Source organism: Enterococcus sp. AAFC-DPL-5146 (assembly GCF_058216635.1).
In genome coordinates this window covers 1,795,488-1,812,795 of sequence record NZ_CM177103.1, presented here as the reverse complement: position 1 = coordinate 1,812,795, position 17,308 = coordinate 1,795,488, and the positions used below count along the sequence as shown (strand labels likewise).

The 17,308-nt window shown below is 33.8% G+C and carries 17 protein-coding genes and 1 tRNA gene; 15 read left to right on the top strand and 3 right to left on the bottom strand.

What is annotated here, in order from left to right; all coding sequences use genetic code 11:
- Positions 1-463 precede the first annotated feature (463 nt).
- From AC4BB2_RS08250 to AC4BB2_RS08205, 10 genes are all read left to right on the top strand, one after another.
- Positions 464-1,198 (top strand): metallophosphoesterase, encoded by a 735-nt coding sequence (locus AC4BB2_RS08250; RefSeq protein ID WP_490472465.1) that lies wholly within the window; start codon positions 464-466, stop codon positions 1,196-1,198.
- A 116-nt stretch (positions 1,199-1,314) separates the two neighbouring features.
- Positions 1,315-3,507, top strand: coding sequence for a Tex family protein (locus tag AC4BB2_RS08245; RefSeq protein ID WP_490474684.1), 2,193 nt, complete (start codon positions 1,315-1,317; stop codon positions 3,505-3,507).
- 2 nt (positions 3,508-3,509) lie between these two features.
- On the top strand, positions 3,510-4,007 hold the full coding sequence (locus tag AC4BB2_RS08240) for a SprT family protein (RefSeq protein ID WP_490472464.1): 498 nt from the start codon (positions 3,510-3,512) through the stop codon (positions 4,005-4,007).
- Between the two features lie 223 nt (positions 4,008-4,230).
- Complete coding sequence (locus AC4BB2_RS08235) at positions 4,231-4,956, top strand: YdcF family protein (RefSeq protein WP_490472463.1); 726 nt, start codon at positions 4,231-4,233, stop codon at positions 4,954-4,956.
- An 834-nt stretch (positions 4,957-5,790) separates the two neighbouring features.
- A complete protein-coding gene (locus tag AC4BB2_RS08230) occupies positions 5,791-6,189 on the top strand; it encodes a hypothetical protein (protein WP_490472462.1) in 399 nt (132 codons plus the stop codon).
- Positions 6,176-7,405: an alpha/beta hydrolase family protein gene (locus tag AC4BB2_RS08225; RefSeq protein ID WP_490472461.1), complete on the top strand. Its 1,230-nt coding sequence runs from the start codon at positions 6,176-6,178 to the stop codon at positions 7,403-7,405. The genes AC4BB2_RS08230 and AC4BB2_RS08225 overlap by 14 nt, the downstream gene beginning before the upstream one ends.
- A 14-nt stretch (positions 7,406-7,419) precedes the next feature.
- Complete coding sequence (locus AC4BB2_RS08220; RefSeq protein ID WP_490472460.1) at positions 7,420-7,734, top strand: hypothetical protein; 315 nt, start codon at positions 7,420-7,422, stop codon at positions 7,732-7,734.
- A gap of 1 nt (position 7,735) precedes the next feature.
- Positions 7,736-7,999, top strand: coding sequence for a hypothetical protein (locus AC4BB2_RS08215; RefSeq protein WP_490472459.1), 264 nt, complete (start codon positions 7,736-7,738; stop codon positions 7,997-7,999).
- A 146-nt stretch (positions 8,000-8,145) separates the two neighbouring features.
- On the top strand, positions 8,146-8,304 hold the full coding sequence (locus tag AC4BB2_RS08210) for a hypothetical protein (RefSeq protein WP_490472458.1): 159 nt from the start codon (positions 8,146-8,148) through the stop codon (positions 8,302-8,304).
- A 299-nt stretch (positions 8,305-8,603) separates the two neighbouring features.
- Positions 8,604-8,686, top strand: a tRNA-Leu gene (locus AC4BB2_RS08205).
- Between the two features lie 53 nt (positions 8,687-8,739).
- Here the strand turns inward: AC4BB2_RS08205 and AC4BB2_RS08200 are convergent.
- Positions 8,740-9,141 carry a DUF2871 domain-containing protein gene (locus tag AC4BB2_RS08200; protein ID WP_490472457.1) on the bottom strand — a complete coding sequence of 134 codons (402 nt, stop codon included), beginning with the start codon at positions 9,139-9,141 and terminating at the stop codon, positions 8,740-8,742.
- A 183-nt stretch (positions 9,142-9,324) separates the two neighbouring features.
- On the opposite strand from AC4BB2_RS08200, the gene AC4BB2_RS08195 reads away from it, so the two are divergent.
- The 3 genes from AC4BB2_RS08195 (at position 9,325) to AC4BB2_RS08185 (ending at position 14,217) form a co-directional block, all read left to right on the top strand.
- Positions 9,325-10,986: a glycoside hydrolase family 13 protein gene (locus AC4BB2_RS08195; RefSeq protein WP_490472456.1), complete on the top strand. Its 1,662-nt coding sequence runs from the start codon at positions 9,325-9,327 to the stop codon at positions 10,984-10,986.
- Between the two features lie 451 nt (positions 10,987-11,437).
- Positions 11,438-12,796: a WxL domain-containing protein gene (locus AC4BB2_RS08190; protein WP_490472455.1), complete on the top strand. Its 1,359-nt coding sequence runs from the start codon at positions 11,438-11,440 to the stop codon at positions 12,794-12,796.
- Positions 12,797-12,999: 203 nt separating this feature from the next.
- Positions 13,000-14,217, top strand: a complete 1,218-nt coding sequence (locus AC4BB2_RS08185; protein WP_490472454.1) for a pyridoxal phosphate-dependent aminotransferase — start codon at positions 13,000-13,002, stop codon at positions 14,215-14,217.
- 69 nt (positions 14,218-14,286) lie between these two features.
- On the opposite strand, the gene AC4BB2_RS08180 is transcribed toward AC4BB2_RS08185, so the two are convergent.
- Positions 14,287-14,463: a hypothetical protein gene (locus AC4BB2_RS08180; protein ID WP_490472453.1), complete on the bottom strand. Its 177-nt coding sequence runs from the start codon at positions 14,461-14,463 to the stop codon at positions 14,287-14,289.
- 192 nt (positions 14,464-14,655) lie between these two features.
- Here AC4BB2_RS08180 and AC4BB2_RS08175 point away from each other — a divergent pair, with 192 nt between their 5' ends.
- Complete coding sequence (locus tag AC4BB2_RS08175; RefSeq protein ID WP_490472452.1) at positions 14,656-15,483, top strand: helix-turn-helix domain-containing protein; 828 nt, start codon at positions 14,656-14,658, stop codon at positions 15,481-15,483.
- A 102-nt stretch (positions 15,484-15,585) separates the two neighbouring features.
- Complete coding sequence (gene nagA / locus AC4BB2_RS08170) at positions 15,586-16,734, top strand: N-acetylglucosamine-6-phosphate deacetylase (protein ID WP_490472451.1); 1,149 nt, start codon at positions 15,586-15,588, stop codon at positions 16,732-16,734.
- A gap of 123 nt (positions 16,735-16,857) precedes the next feature.
- Here the strand turns inward: nagA and AC4BB2_RS08165 are convergent, their stop codons facing one another.
- Positions 16,858-17,247, bottom strand: coding sequence for a hypothetical protein (locus tag AC4BB2_RS08165; RefSeq protein WP_490472450.1), 390 nt, complete (start codon positions 17,245-17,247; stop codon positions 16,858-16,860).
- Between the last annotated feature and the right edge of the window lie 61 nt (positions 17,248-17,308).

Genomic DNA, 17,308 nt, shown 5'->3' with positions numbered 1-17,308 from the left:
ATAAGTAGTGAATTTACTCATTTCGTATTTTTTATAAATTATTTTTGGTCTCAAAAATTACTAAAAACGAATAGTAATTCCAATAATAATCCCAATTCCCAAAAGTTCAAACATGATTTTCACCTCCAATGATTAGTTTTAATGTTTATTTTAACCATCCTTAGATGGAAATACCATAATTATTTATCGTTCTAAAAGTTAGATAAAAGTTACCTTTAGTTTATATTATAAGATTTCATTATCTTTGTCAAGAATATTCTGACAATTAAAGCTGATTATTTGAAAGAATTATTTTTGTGAAAATGGAGAATAGTTCAAAAGTTTTTCGTCAGTTGTATTGTGTTCATTTTCTATTGATACATCTTCTGGGTAAATAATGTGATTCAAAAAAACTCTTTTTGAGAAACTCTTTTTGTTTCTTGCGTTATAATAAATAAAAGAATGCTGAAAAGGAGATAGGACAATGAAAGAATTTGTCTACGCAATCAGTGATATACATGGAGAATATGATTTATTTGAAGAGTTAGTTCAGTATTATGACGAGTCTATGCATCAATTGGTCCTAATTGGTGATCTAAACGATCGAGGACCAAAAACAAAAGAAAGTTTCCTACTTGGAAAAGAATTAGTTGAAGTCTATGGAGCAGTTTATCTTAGAGGAAACCACGAAGAATATTTACTGCAGTTTTTAAATAAACCTGAAGATTGGTTTACCAGTTATGTCCGTAATGGGGGAAAAGAGACAATGGAAAGTTTGCTTCATAAAGGAGCTGCGGAAGAGTACTCACCAACAGAAATTGCCATGATGATTCGCAGCCGATACAAAGAGTTAATAGACTTTTTGACACAACTTCCATTGTATTTTGAGTGGAATGACTATATCTTTGTTCATGCAGGTGTCGACTTAACGAAAAAAGATTGGCATGAAACTAGTTCTCATGATTTTATCTGGATTAGAGAGGCTTTTCATAAAGGGAAGAACAAGACTGGTAAAAAAATTGTCTTTGGTCATACGATCACACCAATGCTTCATGGGGATATGGAAACGACAGATTTATGGCTTTCTGATGATAAAATCGGCATTGATGGAGGAGCTGTTTTCGGTGGTTCTGTTCATGGTGTGATTTTCGACCAAAAAGGGATTGTACAAGACATTGAATACCAAAATTTAAATGGACCATGGCAGCCTGATTTTTAACTGTTCATTTTTAGTAGAATCTTTTAAAGCCTTTTTAAGCTTTTACCTCTTCCTATATTTCAAAGGGGAAATATGCTAAAATGAAAGAGTATGCTAATGAAGAGAGGTATGAAAATATGGCGGAATCTTATAACCAAGAAGTAGTTGATTTACTTCAAAAAGAATTGACAGAATATCGTCCCAAACAAATAACTACAGTGCTGACTTTGCTAAGTGAAGGAAACACTGTTCCTTTTATTGCCCGTTACCGTAAAGAGATGACTGGCAGTTTAGATGAAGTGCAAATTCGTGAAATCGAAGAACGCTATACGTATTTAGGCAATCTAGAAAAACGTAAAGAAGAAGTCTTAAGACTGATTGAAGAACAGGGCAAACTGACGGAAGAATTGGCTAAATCCATTCAAAAAGCCACAAAAATGCAGCAAGTAGAAGATCTATATCGCCCGTATAAACAAAAGCGACGCACAAAAGCTACCATTGCTAAAGAAAAAGGATTAGAACCTTTAGCTGACTGGTTAATGAGTTTTCCAGCACAAGGGGATGTAGTAGTAGAGGCTGAACAATATGTCGATCTAGAAAAAGAGGTTGATTCAGCTGAAATGGCATTACAAGGTGCTCATGAAATCATAGCTGAACGAGTATCTGATGAACCGAAGTTTCGTTCATGGATTCGTGACTTCACTTTTAAACATGGTCAGTATGTCAGCACCGTCAAGGATGAAGAGAAAGATGAAAAATCCGTTTATGAAATGTATTATGATTTTTCTGAACCAGTAAGTAAAATGGTTTCTCATAGAGTTTTAGCGACGAATCGCGGCGAAAAAGAAGACATTTTAAAAGTGACTCTTTTAATAGAAGAAGATAAAATTAGTTCTTATCTGGAGCGCCAATTGATTGGAGATAATAAGCAATCGCCAACGGCTGCTTATGTTGAAACAGCTTATCTAGACAGTTACAAACGATTTATTGGTCCAGCAATTGAGCGTGAAATTCGCAATGAATTAACTGAAAAAGCTGATGAACAAGCGATTAATATCTTTGGTGAAAACTTACGTAATCTGTTGCTTCAGCCACCATTAAAAGGGAAAGTGGTCTTAGGATTTGACCCAGCTTATCGCACAGGTTGTAAACTAGCTATTGTTGATGCTACTGGGAAAGTTCTAGCTATCCAAGTGATTTATCCTCATAAACCAGCTTCAGGGGAAAAACGTGCTGCAGCCGGTCCTGCCTTTAACAAGTTGATTGAAGATCATCAAGTTGAAATGGTAGCTATCGGTAATGGAACAGCTAGCCGTGAATCAGAATTGTTTGTGGCAGAGCAGTTAAGACAAATCAAACGAGAAGTTTTTTATGTGATCGTTAATGAAGCAGGTGCCTCTGTTTATTCCGCAAGTGAAGTAGCACGAACAGAATTTCCAGACCTTCAAGTAGAAGAAAGAAGTGCTGTTAGTATTGCTCGACGCTTACAAGATCCATTAGCTGAATTAGTAAAAATCGATCCTAAAGCAGTCGGAGTTGGTCAATACCAGCATGACGTTTCTCAAAAACGTTTAGCAGAGCAATTGGATTTTGTCGTAGAAACAGCAGTTAACCAAGTTGGTGTCAATGTAAATACAGCTAGCGCTCAACTATTGCAGCATATTTCTGGATTAAATAAAACAACCGCTCAAAACTTAGTCACATATCGTGATGAAAATGGAGCGTTTACAGCTCGTAATCAAGTGAAAAAAGTTCCTCGTTTAGGACCAAAAGCCTATGAACAAGCGATTGGATTCTTGCGGATTCCAAATGGAAAAAATATCTTAGACAATACAGGAATTCATCCTGAAAGTTACGATATTGCCAAAGGAATACTAGAAAAAGCCAACGTTAAACTAGCAGAGCTTGGAACCTCAGAAGCTGCTGAAAACATCAAAGGCTTATCTTTGAAGCAACTTGAAACAGAACTGTCTATCGGAACGGAAACATTAAAAGATATTGTTGCAGCTCTAGTTCAACCTGGAAGAGACATGCGTGATGAAATGCCTGCACCTCTTTTAAGAAAAGATGTCCTATCGATGGAAGACCTTAAACCAGGAATGGAGTTACAAGGAACGGTTCGTAATGTAATTGATTTCGGTGCCTTTGTAGATATCGGTGTAAAACAAGATGGATTAGTGCATATTTCTAAATTAAGCGCGAAGTTTGTTAAGCACCCGACAGATGTTGTTGCTGTAGGAGATGTAGTTACTGTTTGGGTGGAAGATGTCGATATGAAGAAAGGGCGCATTAGTTTAACGATGTTGCCGCAAACTGAAAGGAAAGATTGATTTTGAATCGTTTTTCTAAAGAAGAAAAACCAACAAAACAAGAATTAACAGATGAAGAATTACAAAAACTGGTAGAAGAAATCTCAGTCACTTCTTTTGGGAAAATTTTTCGACACAAAGCATATTTTAATCGGCGTTTAAAAACAACGGGTGGACGGTATCATTTAGGTTCTCATAATATTGATTTTAATCCAAAAGTTTTTGAGATTTATGGTGAAAATGAATTGATAAATGTAATCAAACATGAACTCTGTCATTACCATCTTCATATTGAAGGTAAAGGCTATCAACACAAAGATATTGATTTTAAAACATTATTAAAAAAAACAGGTGGCAGTCGATATGTTCGTCCTTTAGTAGAACAAAAACCGCGGTCCTATCATCAATATCAATGTGAAAAATGCGAAACCTTGATTTTAAGAAAACGTAGAATCAATATACAACGTTTTGTTTGCGGAAAATGCCGTGGAAAGCTTGTGGAATTAAGTCCAAATAAATAAGTAGTAATCGGACAGGCATAGATAAAAGCCGTCAGATTAGAGAAAGAAAAAATTACGAAAATGACAAGAAAAACAGGATTTTCACTATAAAGATCCGTTGGTTTACTGTGTTTTACAACAATCTTTACTTTACTTCGATTACATTAATTTCATTAAAGTGATGTAATCGAAGTAAAGCGGAGTTGTTGTTTTTTCTCGTCATTTATAAGGCAGGGATGAGGACATGATTCAGCACTGGAATGAAGTTATCAACTATTTAGCTGCAAAAGAAAAAATGACTGGAAACTATGATTTAGCTATCTTAGCTGGAAATAGTCTCCCTTATCTTGCAGATGAGATGATTCATTTATATGAACAAAAAAGAGCTTCTGCATTTATGCTTGTAGGAGGTGTCGGTCATGCCACACCATTTTTGAGAGAGAATTTTAAAAACTGGGGAATTAATGTTAGTGATGCTAGTGAAACGGAAATGTATTTGGAGTATTTCAAGTTAAACTATCATTTAGATACAGATCTATTTTTAACTGAAACTAAATCAACAAATTCTGGTGAGAATGCGGTTTTTGCATTGAATAAGGTAAAAGAAGCTGGTTTGAATCCTAGAAATGTTTTGTTGTTAGAAGATCCTATGTTGCAAAGAAGAATCAAAGCAACATTTCAAAAAGAATGGCAAGAAACCAATGCGCAATTCACTAATTGTGTGCCAATTGTTCCTATTGTCAAAACTATTGAGGAAACGATCACTTTTGAAGACGACCGTCTTAACGGTTTATGGAATAAGGATTATTTTCTTTCTCTCGTTTTAGGTGAAATTCGTCGATTAAGAAATGACGAAAATGGATATGGACCCAATGGAAGTAATTATATAGGTGTGGTGGAAATCCCTGAATCTGTTCAATTGGCTTATGAAGAACTGTGTCAGGTGTATGAGTATAAACAGAAACGATAGTTGGAAATTCTAGGAAAGATTTTGTTGCGGCGAAGAACTATCTAAAGAAAACTAAAATACTTGATAGAAGTAATAAAGATTATTACTTTGCATTAAATGTTGAATACTTGAAAAATTTGCTTGGCTATTTGATAACTGGCGAAGCTTTTTACATGAAAAACATTCATACGTACATTAATTTACTTGAGTTTGTTGGTGATAAACAAACATAAAATGCAGTAAAAGAAGAAGTGAAAATTTTAACATATAATAATAGTTACACCGTAAACATGGAGAATAATGATTTTCCTGTAGGGGTATTAAAATGAAACTTCCATGACAAAAACTATTGTGAGGCAGTTTAGTAAGAAGGTGGCATACTTCTACTCAAATATATTACAAGTTTAGACTGATGAATACTTAAAAGTAGAATCAAAGAGGGCAAGTAGTAAATAGCTGCTGATGAGTTGGGTAAATGGTCAGAAGGTGTAATTGCTACAGTAATCAATTGATGTAAAAGCCTACACTGATGAAGAAAAACTGCAAATTACCAATGACTACGGTTTAAATATGTCTGGGAAAGTAAGAGGTCTTTTATATGGTGCTGATCCAGAGATAAAATCATTTATTGAAGTTCATTATCAGAATGATGATGTTATAGCACGCTCAGATATACTTAAGAAGAAAATGGTACTGGAAAATTAATAGAGAAGAATAGTGTGGAAGTGTTCAGTTACATAGAGCACTTCCATTTTTTTATTGACAAGAAATTTTTGTTATTTTATTTTTTAACGCATGATATTTACTTGTGATTTATTGTAATGTATAATTAACTTTTAGGTAGGTGGGGGATAATTGGAGAAAAGAAAAATTATTGTTATTTCTTTAATAGTTACAATATTGATTATAGGAATCGGTGGGAAAATGTATATGGACAATAATAAAAATGAACAAAAAGAGCTAGGTGTTAAGAAGGAAATTGCATTATTCATAACTCAAACGTATGAAGATATAAAAGAAATTGAGTTTGGCAGATTTTCTCAAATAAAAGAAACGGGTACTTGGCATGTAGTTGTGATAGTTAATTCTAATTCAATTATCCAATTTGATTTAAACGAATTAGAAAAGAAGGATGATTTTCATTTAGCTTATAATAAAAATGATTTTCATTTAGAAAAGAGAGAGAAAAAAGATTCTTCTTTAGATTTAAGTAATATTAATATAAATTATGGAGGAGAGTATGGTAACCGATAAAGATTATAATTACCTAGCTGACAAAGCCTATGCCGGAGATGTTGCAAGAGAAGAAAAAGAAGGACGCCTTCCTGTAAAAAATGGGCAAATCTTTGAAGATAAAGATTTGTCTCAAGATTATAAAGTACTAAAAGTGGAAGACAACACAGAAAACGGCATGCAAGCTATGGCAGTAGCTCCTATAAAAAATGGAAAGGTAGACACATCAGAGGTTGTCATTGCTTTTGCAGGTACAAACTTTGGAGATTCAAAAGATCGAGCAACGGATATACAAACAGTTGCTGGAGGAGATAAACAGCTAGCTCTAGATCCCTATAATAAAACTGATGGACAAGCAATCACTGCCCAAAATTTCGCAGATGACATAAAAGCAAAATACCCGAATGCTATAATAACGACGACAGGGCATTCTTTAGGTGAATATCTAGCGCTAATGATTGCAGCAGAAAATCAGTGGCGAAACGTTGGCTTTAATGGTCCAGATCCATACGGAATATTATCTCCAAAAGCAAAAGAATGGATCAAAAATAATCCTGGTATGTTAACCAATTATCGTAATCGTGGAGATAGTGCCATTGGTAATTTAATGGGAAATGGAACTGGGGCACAGATTAAAGTAAGTCTTGAATTGGGTTTAGATAATCCACTAACTTATCACAGTTTAAGCGTATGGAAGTTTGATAATAAAGGGAATTTAATCATTCCTAAAAATGGCTACAATAAAAAGGCAATACAAGAGCAAGCAGAACGTCAATTGAAAAATCAATTTATTTTAAGCATGTATACGTTAGAATTATTGAAGAAAAAATTTAAGTCCAGTAGCGGAGGCCTTTCAACGAATGAACAAATTTATTTGAATAACAGTCAAGCACTAGCTGTTGTTCAATATACCTCTTCTGAATTTGAAGTAGTGATGACTAATACGGTTAAAATTTATCAAGATGGGACAACAGAATTAGAAGAACTGTGGCAGAAAATGTATTCAAAAGCATTTAGTGATGTCCCTGATTTGAGCCATGGAGAAGTAATGGAAGTATTGGAATCAACAGGTAGCTCAGAACATAGTATTGTAACAGAGCCGAGTGAATTATTTAGAGAAAAGATAGCTAAAGCAAAAAAAATGAATGAACAATTTAATCAGTTAACTTCTGAAATTAGGGGCAAAATAGCCGAATTAGTTCAAAGAGACCAAGAATTAGCTCGACAATTGGGGTAATGGAAAGTGATCAGATGGATAAAGAAGAGCAACTAGTAAAAGAGTATCAAAATAATAGACGGAAATTAGAAGAACAAGAAGATGATATCAAACATTTTCAGAGACAAGGACAACAAGTAGCAGAAGATGCTTATTCAGAAATCCGTTATTTATTATCTGATATTACTGAGAACGATGAAGTGTTAAATGAGACTCGAATGGAATTATCTCGTTTGGAAGAAGAACTGATGCTAGCACTAGACAAGGAAAAGAAAAAGGTGCTGAATCGGCAAGAAGAATTAGAACAAGGATATCGGAAAGAGTTGCAGAGGTTAAAAAAAGGGGATTGATATGTTAGAAGCGTTAGAAAAAATAATGAAAGAATATAGGAAAAATGTCCAAAAAACTAAAATAAGAGCAATTGGTCGTTCTGGGTTTCAGACTAAAGAACTGAAGAAAGAGAAAACGATGCGACTAGGTGAACAAGAAAGTAAATCTGGACAAAAAGCCATTTCAAAAGCAACAACTGGGTTACAAGAAACAGTAAAAGGTCAATTTGGGAAGAAAGTAATACAAGTATTCGATAAACAAAAACAAACACTGGATTCTTTTTGAGTGGTTTTGCAATAATAACTCTTGAAATCCTTTCTGTAAATCATAGTAGTAAGTATAGCTGTCACAGCTAATTACTTCTATCGCAGAAAAAAGCATTCTGATCAGTTAATCATCTGGCTAGGCTGTTTTCTGTATGAAAATGATTTATGGGGAAGGGTGAAGGAATACAGATATACAAAAAGAAATTAACTGATGAACAGTTGAAAGCAATTGATCTATTGATTAAAAAGTCACAAATGGGCATGACAAATAAGCAAATTACTGAAGAAGTTGGAGTTTCAACAGTTTTTTATATGCTTGGATGAAAAAGCCAGAGTTTAATGATGAATTTCTAAGTCAATCAGCTATTCTAAACGGAGCCACTATTCAATTTGTTTATAGCTATTTCTATGCAGTCATAGAAGAGACTGAATAAATAACGACATTTAACAAAGAACGCATTGAGCCTAAAGGCTGGCGCGGTCTTTTTAACAGTAAATATCTTTGAGAATATTGACAAAAACAGAAGCGTATTCTATCATAGGCTTACGTGGCTAGTGTAGTTTTTTACTGAATTCTCTACATGAAACAAGTAGTTATTATAACTGATATTATTATATGAATTGCGGTCATGGCGGAATGGCAGACGCGTCAGCTTGAGGGGCTGGTGGGAGTAATCCCGTGGAAGTTCGAGTCTTCTTGGCCGCATAAAAGATAAAAAAACCTTTTTCTATTTTAAAAGAAAAAGGTTTTTTTATTTTTTATTCTTTAACAGCTTTAAACAAAACTTGGAAGAAGTATGCTAATCCCACAGTAATGATGATATGACCCAGTCCAGCAATACCTGAAATAGCTGCTGATTCAGGATAAGCCAACACTTGTAAAATACCACGAACAATCATCATTAACAATGTTATTCCCAATCCCATATTGTATATAATGTAGAATTTCTTATAGTTTTTTTCTTTAGTTAATTGGAAGTTCTTTTCTAAAAGTAAAACAATTAAGAAAAAGAACATGCCTAAAATCAAAATATGAGTGTGTAAGACACCCAGTTGTGTTTCACCAGTAAAATCATTCCATTTCGTAAATTCACGATAAAAAATACCTGCTAATAATCCAAAAATCATATAAGACATACTAACTCTAACTAATTTTTTCATTATCCACCTCTAAATATATTATTCAAACATCTTAACTATAGCAAAGTTGTTTTGGTATTTCCATCTGAATGCTTAGAAGCGCTTATTTCTAAAGTTACACATAATAGTATGCATTTCAGATACGCTTTTTCTTTCCATCTTATATAATGTAATGAAAGACGAAGATAAAATGGAGTGATACATATGACAATCAAGCGCACTTGGTGGAAAGAAGCAGTTGGTTATCAGATCTATCCAAGTAGTTTTATGGATACAAATGGTGACGGTATTGGTGATTTGAATGGTATTCGCTCAAAATTAGACTACCTTAAAGATTTAGGAGTGGGATTTATCTGGATTACCCCTATCTATGAATCTCCTAATGTAGACAATGGATATGACATCAGTGATTATCAAAAAATACTTGCAACCTTTGGAACGATGGAAGAGTTTGACTTATTATTGAAAGAAGCCCATGAAATGGGAATCAGGATTATTATGGATTTGGTTATTAATCATACCTCTAATCAGCATTCTTGGTTTTTAGAATCAAGATCTTCTATTAAAGACGATTATAGAGACTATTATATTTGGGCTGATGGAAGAATGGGTGGTCCACCCAATGACTGGGTTTCGATTTTTGGCGGTTCTGCTTGGGAATATGATGAAACGACCAATCAATATTACCTACATGTTTTTGCTAAAGAACAACCAGATCTTAATTGGGAAAATCCTCGCGTAAAAAGAGAGCTATTTTCAATGATTGATTGGTGGCTAGATAAGGGAATTGATGGCTTTCGTGTTGATGCAATTTCTCATATAAAAAAAGCCCCTTTGGAAACAAAATCTACAAATGATCCATTCGATTCATTCAAAAATGTTCCTGGAATTGAAATCCACTTGGAAGAGTTAAGAGATATTTTTAGAAAAAGAGATATCTTGACGGTTGGAGAAGCCAATGGGGTTAGTGCAGAGCAAGCTTCCCAATGGGTAGGAGAAACAGATGGCTATTTCAATATGCTATTTGAATTTGACCACATATCACTTTGGAATAAAGACGAACAAGAAACATTGGATGTGGTTCATTTCAAACATGCGATCACTAGATGGCAAGAAGCTTTAGCAGATGGCAAAGGTTGGAATGCACTGTATATGGAAAATCATGATATTCCAAGATCTGTGTCAAGTTTTGGTAGTGAAGAAACGGTATTTTGGAAAGCATCGGCCAAAGCCTTAGCCTTAACATTTCTCTTACTGCAAGGAACTCCATTTATTTATCAGGGACAAGAAATTGGCATGACGAATATGCCATTTGCTTCAATCGATGATATTGATGCAGTAGATACCAAAAATTTTTACCATGAAATGATCCATGCTGGGGTTGATCCTGTAAAAGCAATGAAAGTGATTCGCAGAACAGCAAGAGACAATTCACGAACACCAATGCAATGGACAGCGGAAGAATATGCTGGTTTTTCAAAAAGAAAACCATGGATGGTGATTAATCCAAATAAGCAAGAAGTTAATGTCTTAGATGAACTAGCTGATTCAGACTCTATTTTAAATTTTTACAAAAAGGTTATCCAGTTAAGAGCTGAAAATGAAGCATTGATATACGGCAACTATAAACTTTACTTACCAGAGCATCCGCAACTATTTGTGTATGGTAGACGCTTAGGTGACGAACGATTTGTAGTCATCATCAATTTGTCAAAGGATTTTGCTTCTGCTGATTTGCCTGAAAATGTTCGAATAGAAGATTGGACTCTTGAATTATGTAATCTTGATAGTCACACGATTCATCAACACACGATTTTTGCGCCTTATGAAGCAAGGGTCTATAAATATAAAATGGAAGAATCATGAATCGAAAGAACGATGTCCTTCCATTTTGGCAGTTGTCAACGTCATTGAAAATCCGAAGAATTGATGTTTTAATGCATTTAATTTTCAATAATTGATAGCTTCAATTACTTCTCAAAAACCGCACCTTGCATTTTTAAGCATTGTGCGGTTTTTAGTCTAATTAATTTTTGATAGTAACAATTTAGAAAAATCAGGTAATTCATGTAATAAAAAATATATTATTAAAAATAAATGGAAAATATCTTTTTTTATCCAAAAAATCATAATTTTGTACAAAAAAAGATAATATTAGAGTTAGAAATTTCTTTTTTGATAGAGTAGAATATTAGTATTAAAACATAAAAAGGATGAGGCGTGTGAGTAAATATAATAAGCAAGTATTTTTATTTTTTTGATAGTACTAATTTTTTGCTTAAATGGAAAGATTGTATATGCTGAATCAAGTTCAAAAATGGAAAATAAACCAACAATCACAGCGGAAGCAATTCCATTTAATACACCTTTAGGGGCAGGAACTAATCATTATGAAGCCAAAAACTTCGTGAAAAATGTGAAGTCGGATGGTGAGCTAGTACCTGAAACGAATTATACAGTTACTTATGAAACAACTAACACGGCTAATCTAATTGGAGAATACACGTTTAATGTAAAAGTCAGTGTTTTACCAAGTAAAGCTGAAACAACGGTAACCGTTCCAATGGTAGTTAGTTATGGAGATACATTAGCACTAAGGGGTGCAAATCACCAACCTGTATTAGGCCTAACGGTGAATCATTATAACGAACAACCTTATTATTTAGATGCCTCCCGCATGAAAATTAGTACTTATCTACCCGAAGTTAACGAAAGATTTACAGATTATATGAAACTTTCACTACATACACCAACCGAAGCTGTAAGTAACTTGAGCAGTATTTCCTCGTATTATGATACAAAAATTCAAGGGACTGACAAGGTAGACACTGCCTACACGAAATTTAAAGCTCAAGAAGTAAAAGAAGGAGACTTGATAAAAGTTTGGCATCAAGAAGTACTGAACTGGGTTAAAATGATTCTGTTGTGGAGTAATGGGAAAGATCATGTACCACAAGAAAATTATATTGATAATACTAGTTTTTATGAAGTAAGTAAAAGCGGCTTGCGGCCAGTCCACGTCAATCAGTTAAAAAGTAAAACAGCTTCAATAACATTGGGTACAACTAAGGAAGAGCTTGACCGAGATTTGAAAAATAATTTAGCTAAGTATTTCGAATTATATGATTATGAAAGACTCAATGGCGTAAAGTTTGTCAATTATCCGGATACTTCTAAAACAGGGAAACAAAATGCGACTGTTAGAGTAGAGGAACATCTTTTATCAGGTAAAATAGTTCAAAATGATTATAAAATAGAAGTAGCTATTATAGCAGGTGAGCTAGGATTTCAAAATGTTCCAAATTTTGATTTTGGAGTAAATAAAATTCCTACAAAGAAAACATTAGTATCGAGAAAATCTGATCAACAAATCATTGTTAAGGATGCTCGAGGAGAAAATAAAAATTGGAGACTTTCGGCAAATTTGACAGAAGAAGTCGGCAATGAAGAACATCGCTTGGGCGAGTTAGTTTTTATTACTGATAAGGGAGATGAATTAGAGCTAAAGCTTAATGAGTTATTTATTGTCAAAAAAGCTCAAACAACAACAAATCCAATCCAGTCGTTAGACTGGGAAGAAAATACAGGTTTATTGTTTAAAACATCAAGCGGTTCTTTTGTAGGAAAATATCAAGCAAAAATGGACTGGACATTGGAAGATGTGCCTAAGGAATAAATTGAATGAAACTTTTTAGTCCTATGAAATAAATAATGATAGAAAATACTTAAATGCTAATCCAACTATTAGTATTTAGGTATTTTACTATTTCTTGAAAACCACTCAAGAACTATTTTTAGAGAATCCCAAATTTTTCATTGCTTTTTTTGTTCTAGTAGCGTAACTTTAAAGATATAAATTTTGAAAATGAGGGATACAGTATGAGAAATTTTGAAAAATCCAACAAACTTGATGGTGTAAGTTATGATGTGCGTGGACCGGTTTTAGAAGAAGCCGACAGAATGCATGAAGAAGGTATTCGTATTTTGAAACTTAATACTGGTAATCCCGCTCCTTTTGGTTTTGATGCTCCAAATGAAGTCGTTCGTGATATGATTATGAATGTTCGCAACTCAGAAGGATATTCTGATTCAAAAGGTATTTTTTCTGCAAGAAAAGCAATTGAACAATATTGCCAAGTTAAAGGTTTTCCAAATGTAACAATCAATGATATTTATACTGGAAATGGTGTAAGTGAACTGATTTCAATGTGTATGCAAGGCTTATTGAATAACGGTGATGAAGTGCTAGTTCCGATGCCTGACTATCCTTTATGGACCGCATCCGTGTCACTAGCTGGCGGAAATCCCGTTCATTATATTTGTGATGAGCAAGCGGAGTGGTACCCTGATATTGATGATATCAAAGCTAAAGTCACAGCAAATACGAAAGCAATTGTTTTAATCAATCCTAATAACCCAACAGGAGCATTGTATCCTAAAGAAATACTTGAACAGATCGTCGAAGTAGCAAGACAAAACGATTTGATTATTTTCTCAGATGAAATCTATGATCGCTTAGTGATGGATGGGTTAACACATATTCCAATCGCTACATTAGCACCGGATCTATTTGTTGTAACATTAAATGGTTTATCTAAATCACATAGAGTAGCTGGTTTCCGTTGTGGGTGGATGGTACTTAGTGGGAATAAGAAAAATGCTAAAGGTTATATTGAAGGCTTGAATATGTTAGCTTCGATGCGTTTATGTTCAAACGTATTATCTCAGCAAATTATCCAAACGGCTTTAGGAGGCTACCAAAGTGTAGATGATCTATTATTGCCAGGTGGAAGAATTTATGAACAAAGGGAATATATTTACAATGCAATCAATGATATTCCTGGACTTTCGGCAGTGAAACCTAAAGCGGCTTTCTATATTTTTCCTAAAATAGATAGTGCCCGTTTTAATATTTATGATGATGAAAAGTTTGTCCTAGATTTTCTCCACGAACATCATATTTTACTCGTTCATGGCGGCGGATTTAATTGGACGCAACCTGATCACTTTAGAATTGTCTACCTACCAAAAATGGAAGACTTGAAATTTACGACTGAAAAAATGCGTGAGTTTTTAAGTACGTATAAACAAAAATAAAAAGAGAGTGACTCAAAACGGCTAAACGTTTTGAGTCACTCTGATTTTAAGAATGTCTGAAAACAGAAGTTACTCTGTCGTCTGACAATCTTTTTTACTAATAACCATACGATTTGTATATTTCTCTTCCATATCCGGACTCGGGTCCGAAACAACAACCAAATAAGCATTTTCATACTCTTTTTCGATATAGCCCATATAATCACTTTTTTCCCAGCTAAAGCTAATTCGTCTCTCCTGTGTCATGAGTAACACCCCTTATTTGCAAAGTAAAATTATTTTAAATCGTCTCGGTTTAGTATTAGGTAATGTTCTTGCAGTATATTATGCAATAAAGTACAATAAATGCATAATGCGAATTCGCATATTTTAAAATTTTAATAAAAAAGATATATTTTATTCAGAATAGATAATGGAAATTGGTATAGGAGTGAAGCCATGGATTCTTTTGGAGCAGTTATTAAAGAAATTCGCAAGAATAGAAAATTAACACAAAAAATGTTATCAGAAGACATTTGTTCTCAGAGTGTATTGAGCAGAATCGAAAATGATGAGGAATTACCTAATGTGGTTGTGATGCAGCAAATTTGTCAGCGTTTAGGAGTAACCGTTGATCAAATCATGCAGTTTAAGTCAGAAGAGGTTCGTTTGATTACCCAAATATTTGAAAAAATCGCAGATTATTTTCGTCATAAAAAATACGAAAAAATAATGAACTATATGAAAGATACTCAGATTGAAGAACGTTTACATTTAGACACAGATTGGCAGAGATATTATTATTATTTAGGCAGTTGTAAATTTTATTTGTGCAATGATTATGAGCAAGCGATACTTGATTTGAAAAAAGGATTATCTTACACGTATCAAGCAAACAAAGTTAACTTATCAGATTTTGAAATACAGGTAATTAGCTGTATCGGAAGTACATATGCAAGTATTGGACAAATAGTCGAAGCTGAAAAATACTTAAAGCTGAGCATTCATTATTTTCATAAATTGCCAAATGAACGAGTGACCGCGGAATTAACAAAGATATTTTATAACTATTCCAAATTTTTGTCAGACCAAGATCGTCTGGAGGAGTCTCAAATTTATATCGATCAAGGAATTGTTTGGTCAAGGAATAGAAATAGTTACTACTATTTAAGTGAATTGTTTCAATTGAAAAGTCAGTTGCTTCTTGTAAAAGGAATTCCAGAAAAAGCTGAAGAGTACTTAGTATTATCAGAACAAATCCATCGTATTGTAACAATTAAAATCTAACGAAAATTAAGTGTTTTTTTTTCAAAAGGTCTACACCATTCTTGACTTTAGTGGATTTTAAGAGTACTTTTAAGAGAGTAAATTAAAGAAAGAAGGATGAAGATGAGAACGTTTATCTTTGCTGAAAAGTTCTTTTTAAAAAGTGATGTAAAAGGACCTGGATATTTAGAAATTACAGATGGCATATTCGGAGAGTTTTATAAAGAGGTCCCTGAAAATGATGCAAAAGTAATTAAAGAAGAAGGAAAATGGATTGCACCTGGTTTGGTGGATACTCACATTCATGGTTATATGAATCATGATGTCATGGATAGTGATGCAGAAGGTTTGAAAGTTATGTCTGAAGGATTATTGTCTTGTGGCGTTACGTCATTCTTACCTACAACATTAACATCAAGCAAAGAACGTTTGAAAGATGTTGCTAAAACCATTGGTGAAGTTCATCAAGAAGTTCCTGGTGCCAAAGTACAAGGGATTTATTTTGAAGGACCTTTCTTTACGGAAGAACATAAAGGAGCTCAAAATCCAAGTTATTTCAGCGATCCTGATTTAGCTACATTCAATGAATGGCAAGAAGCATCTGGTGGTTTGATTAAAAAAATTGCTTTAGCTCCAGAACGTAAAGGCGTGAAAGAATTTGTAAAAGCTGTAACAGATGAAGGTGTGGTTGTTGCTTTAGGCCATAGTGATGCAACATTGGAGCAAGCAACAGATGCTGTTGAATCTGGCGCTAGTGTTTTTGTTCATGCTTATAATGGTATGCGTGGGTTGAATCATCGTGAACCAGGAATGGTTGGCGCATTGATGTCATTAAAACATGTTTTCTCTGAATTAATTTGCGATGGACACCATGTTCACCCAAATGCAGCAGATATTTTAATGGAAAAAGCAGGACATGATCATGTTGCTTTGATTACTGACTGTATGATGGCAGGCGGTATGCCGGAAGGTGACTATATCTTAGGTGAGTTTCCAGTTGTTGTTAAAGATGGAACAGCTCGTTTAGAATCTGGCAATTTAGCTGGTAGTATTTTAAAATTAAAAGAAGCAATTAAGAATGTTGTTGATTGGGAAATCGCAACACCGGAGCAAGCGATTATGATGGCAACATTCGTTCCAGCAGTTAGCTGCAAAATTGATGATAAATGCGGAATGATCGCAAAAGGCCGTGATGCCGATTTCATCGTTTTAAATCCTAATATGGACTTAGATGCAACATATTTAGATGGTGTACAACGATATCGTGCGTAAAAAAAGAGTGAGATAAAAGTGTTTAGCTTCGATAAATAAACTGAAGGTTCTACTTTTTTCTCGTTATTTATCTAGATTTAAAGAGCGAAACAAAACTGATTTTTAGTTTTGTTTCGCTCTTTTTTATTTCGTAATGGGAGGTAAAATTGAAGAGTTTAAAGTACCATTTATATATTTAATAAAAAAATCAGTTAAAAATAGGTCATAGGTCTCTATATCTGTTTTAAAAAGTGAAACAGGAATTACAAATGTTTGATTTGATGTACCTGCAATATAATCTCCGTCGATTGTTTGAGCAACAACTAGAAAACTACTTTCCTTCCAACAGACAAGATCATCTAGAGAAATCGTTCCATCAGAAGCAAGATACTGCAAATTATTTTCAAATTGTTCTTCCAATGATTCATCAAAAATAATCGTATCATTCTCCTCTTGTTTTGACGCTAAAACAAGAGTCAAAAATTTTTTTGGGTTGGTACCTGTATATTGTTTTTTAATTTTTTTAAAATTCATAGTAGTACCTCCTGTTTTTAAAAGCTGAACAGCCTGTTTAGAGAAATAAGAAAACTTAGCT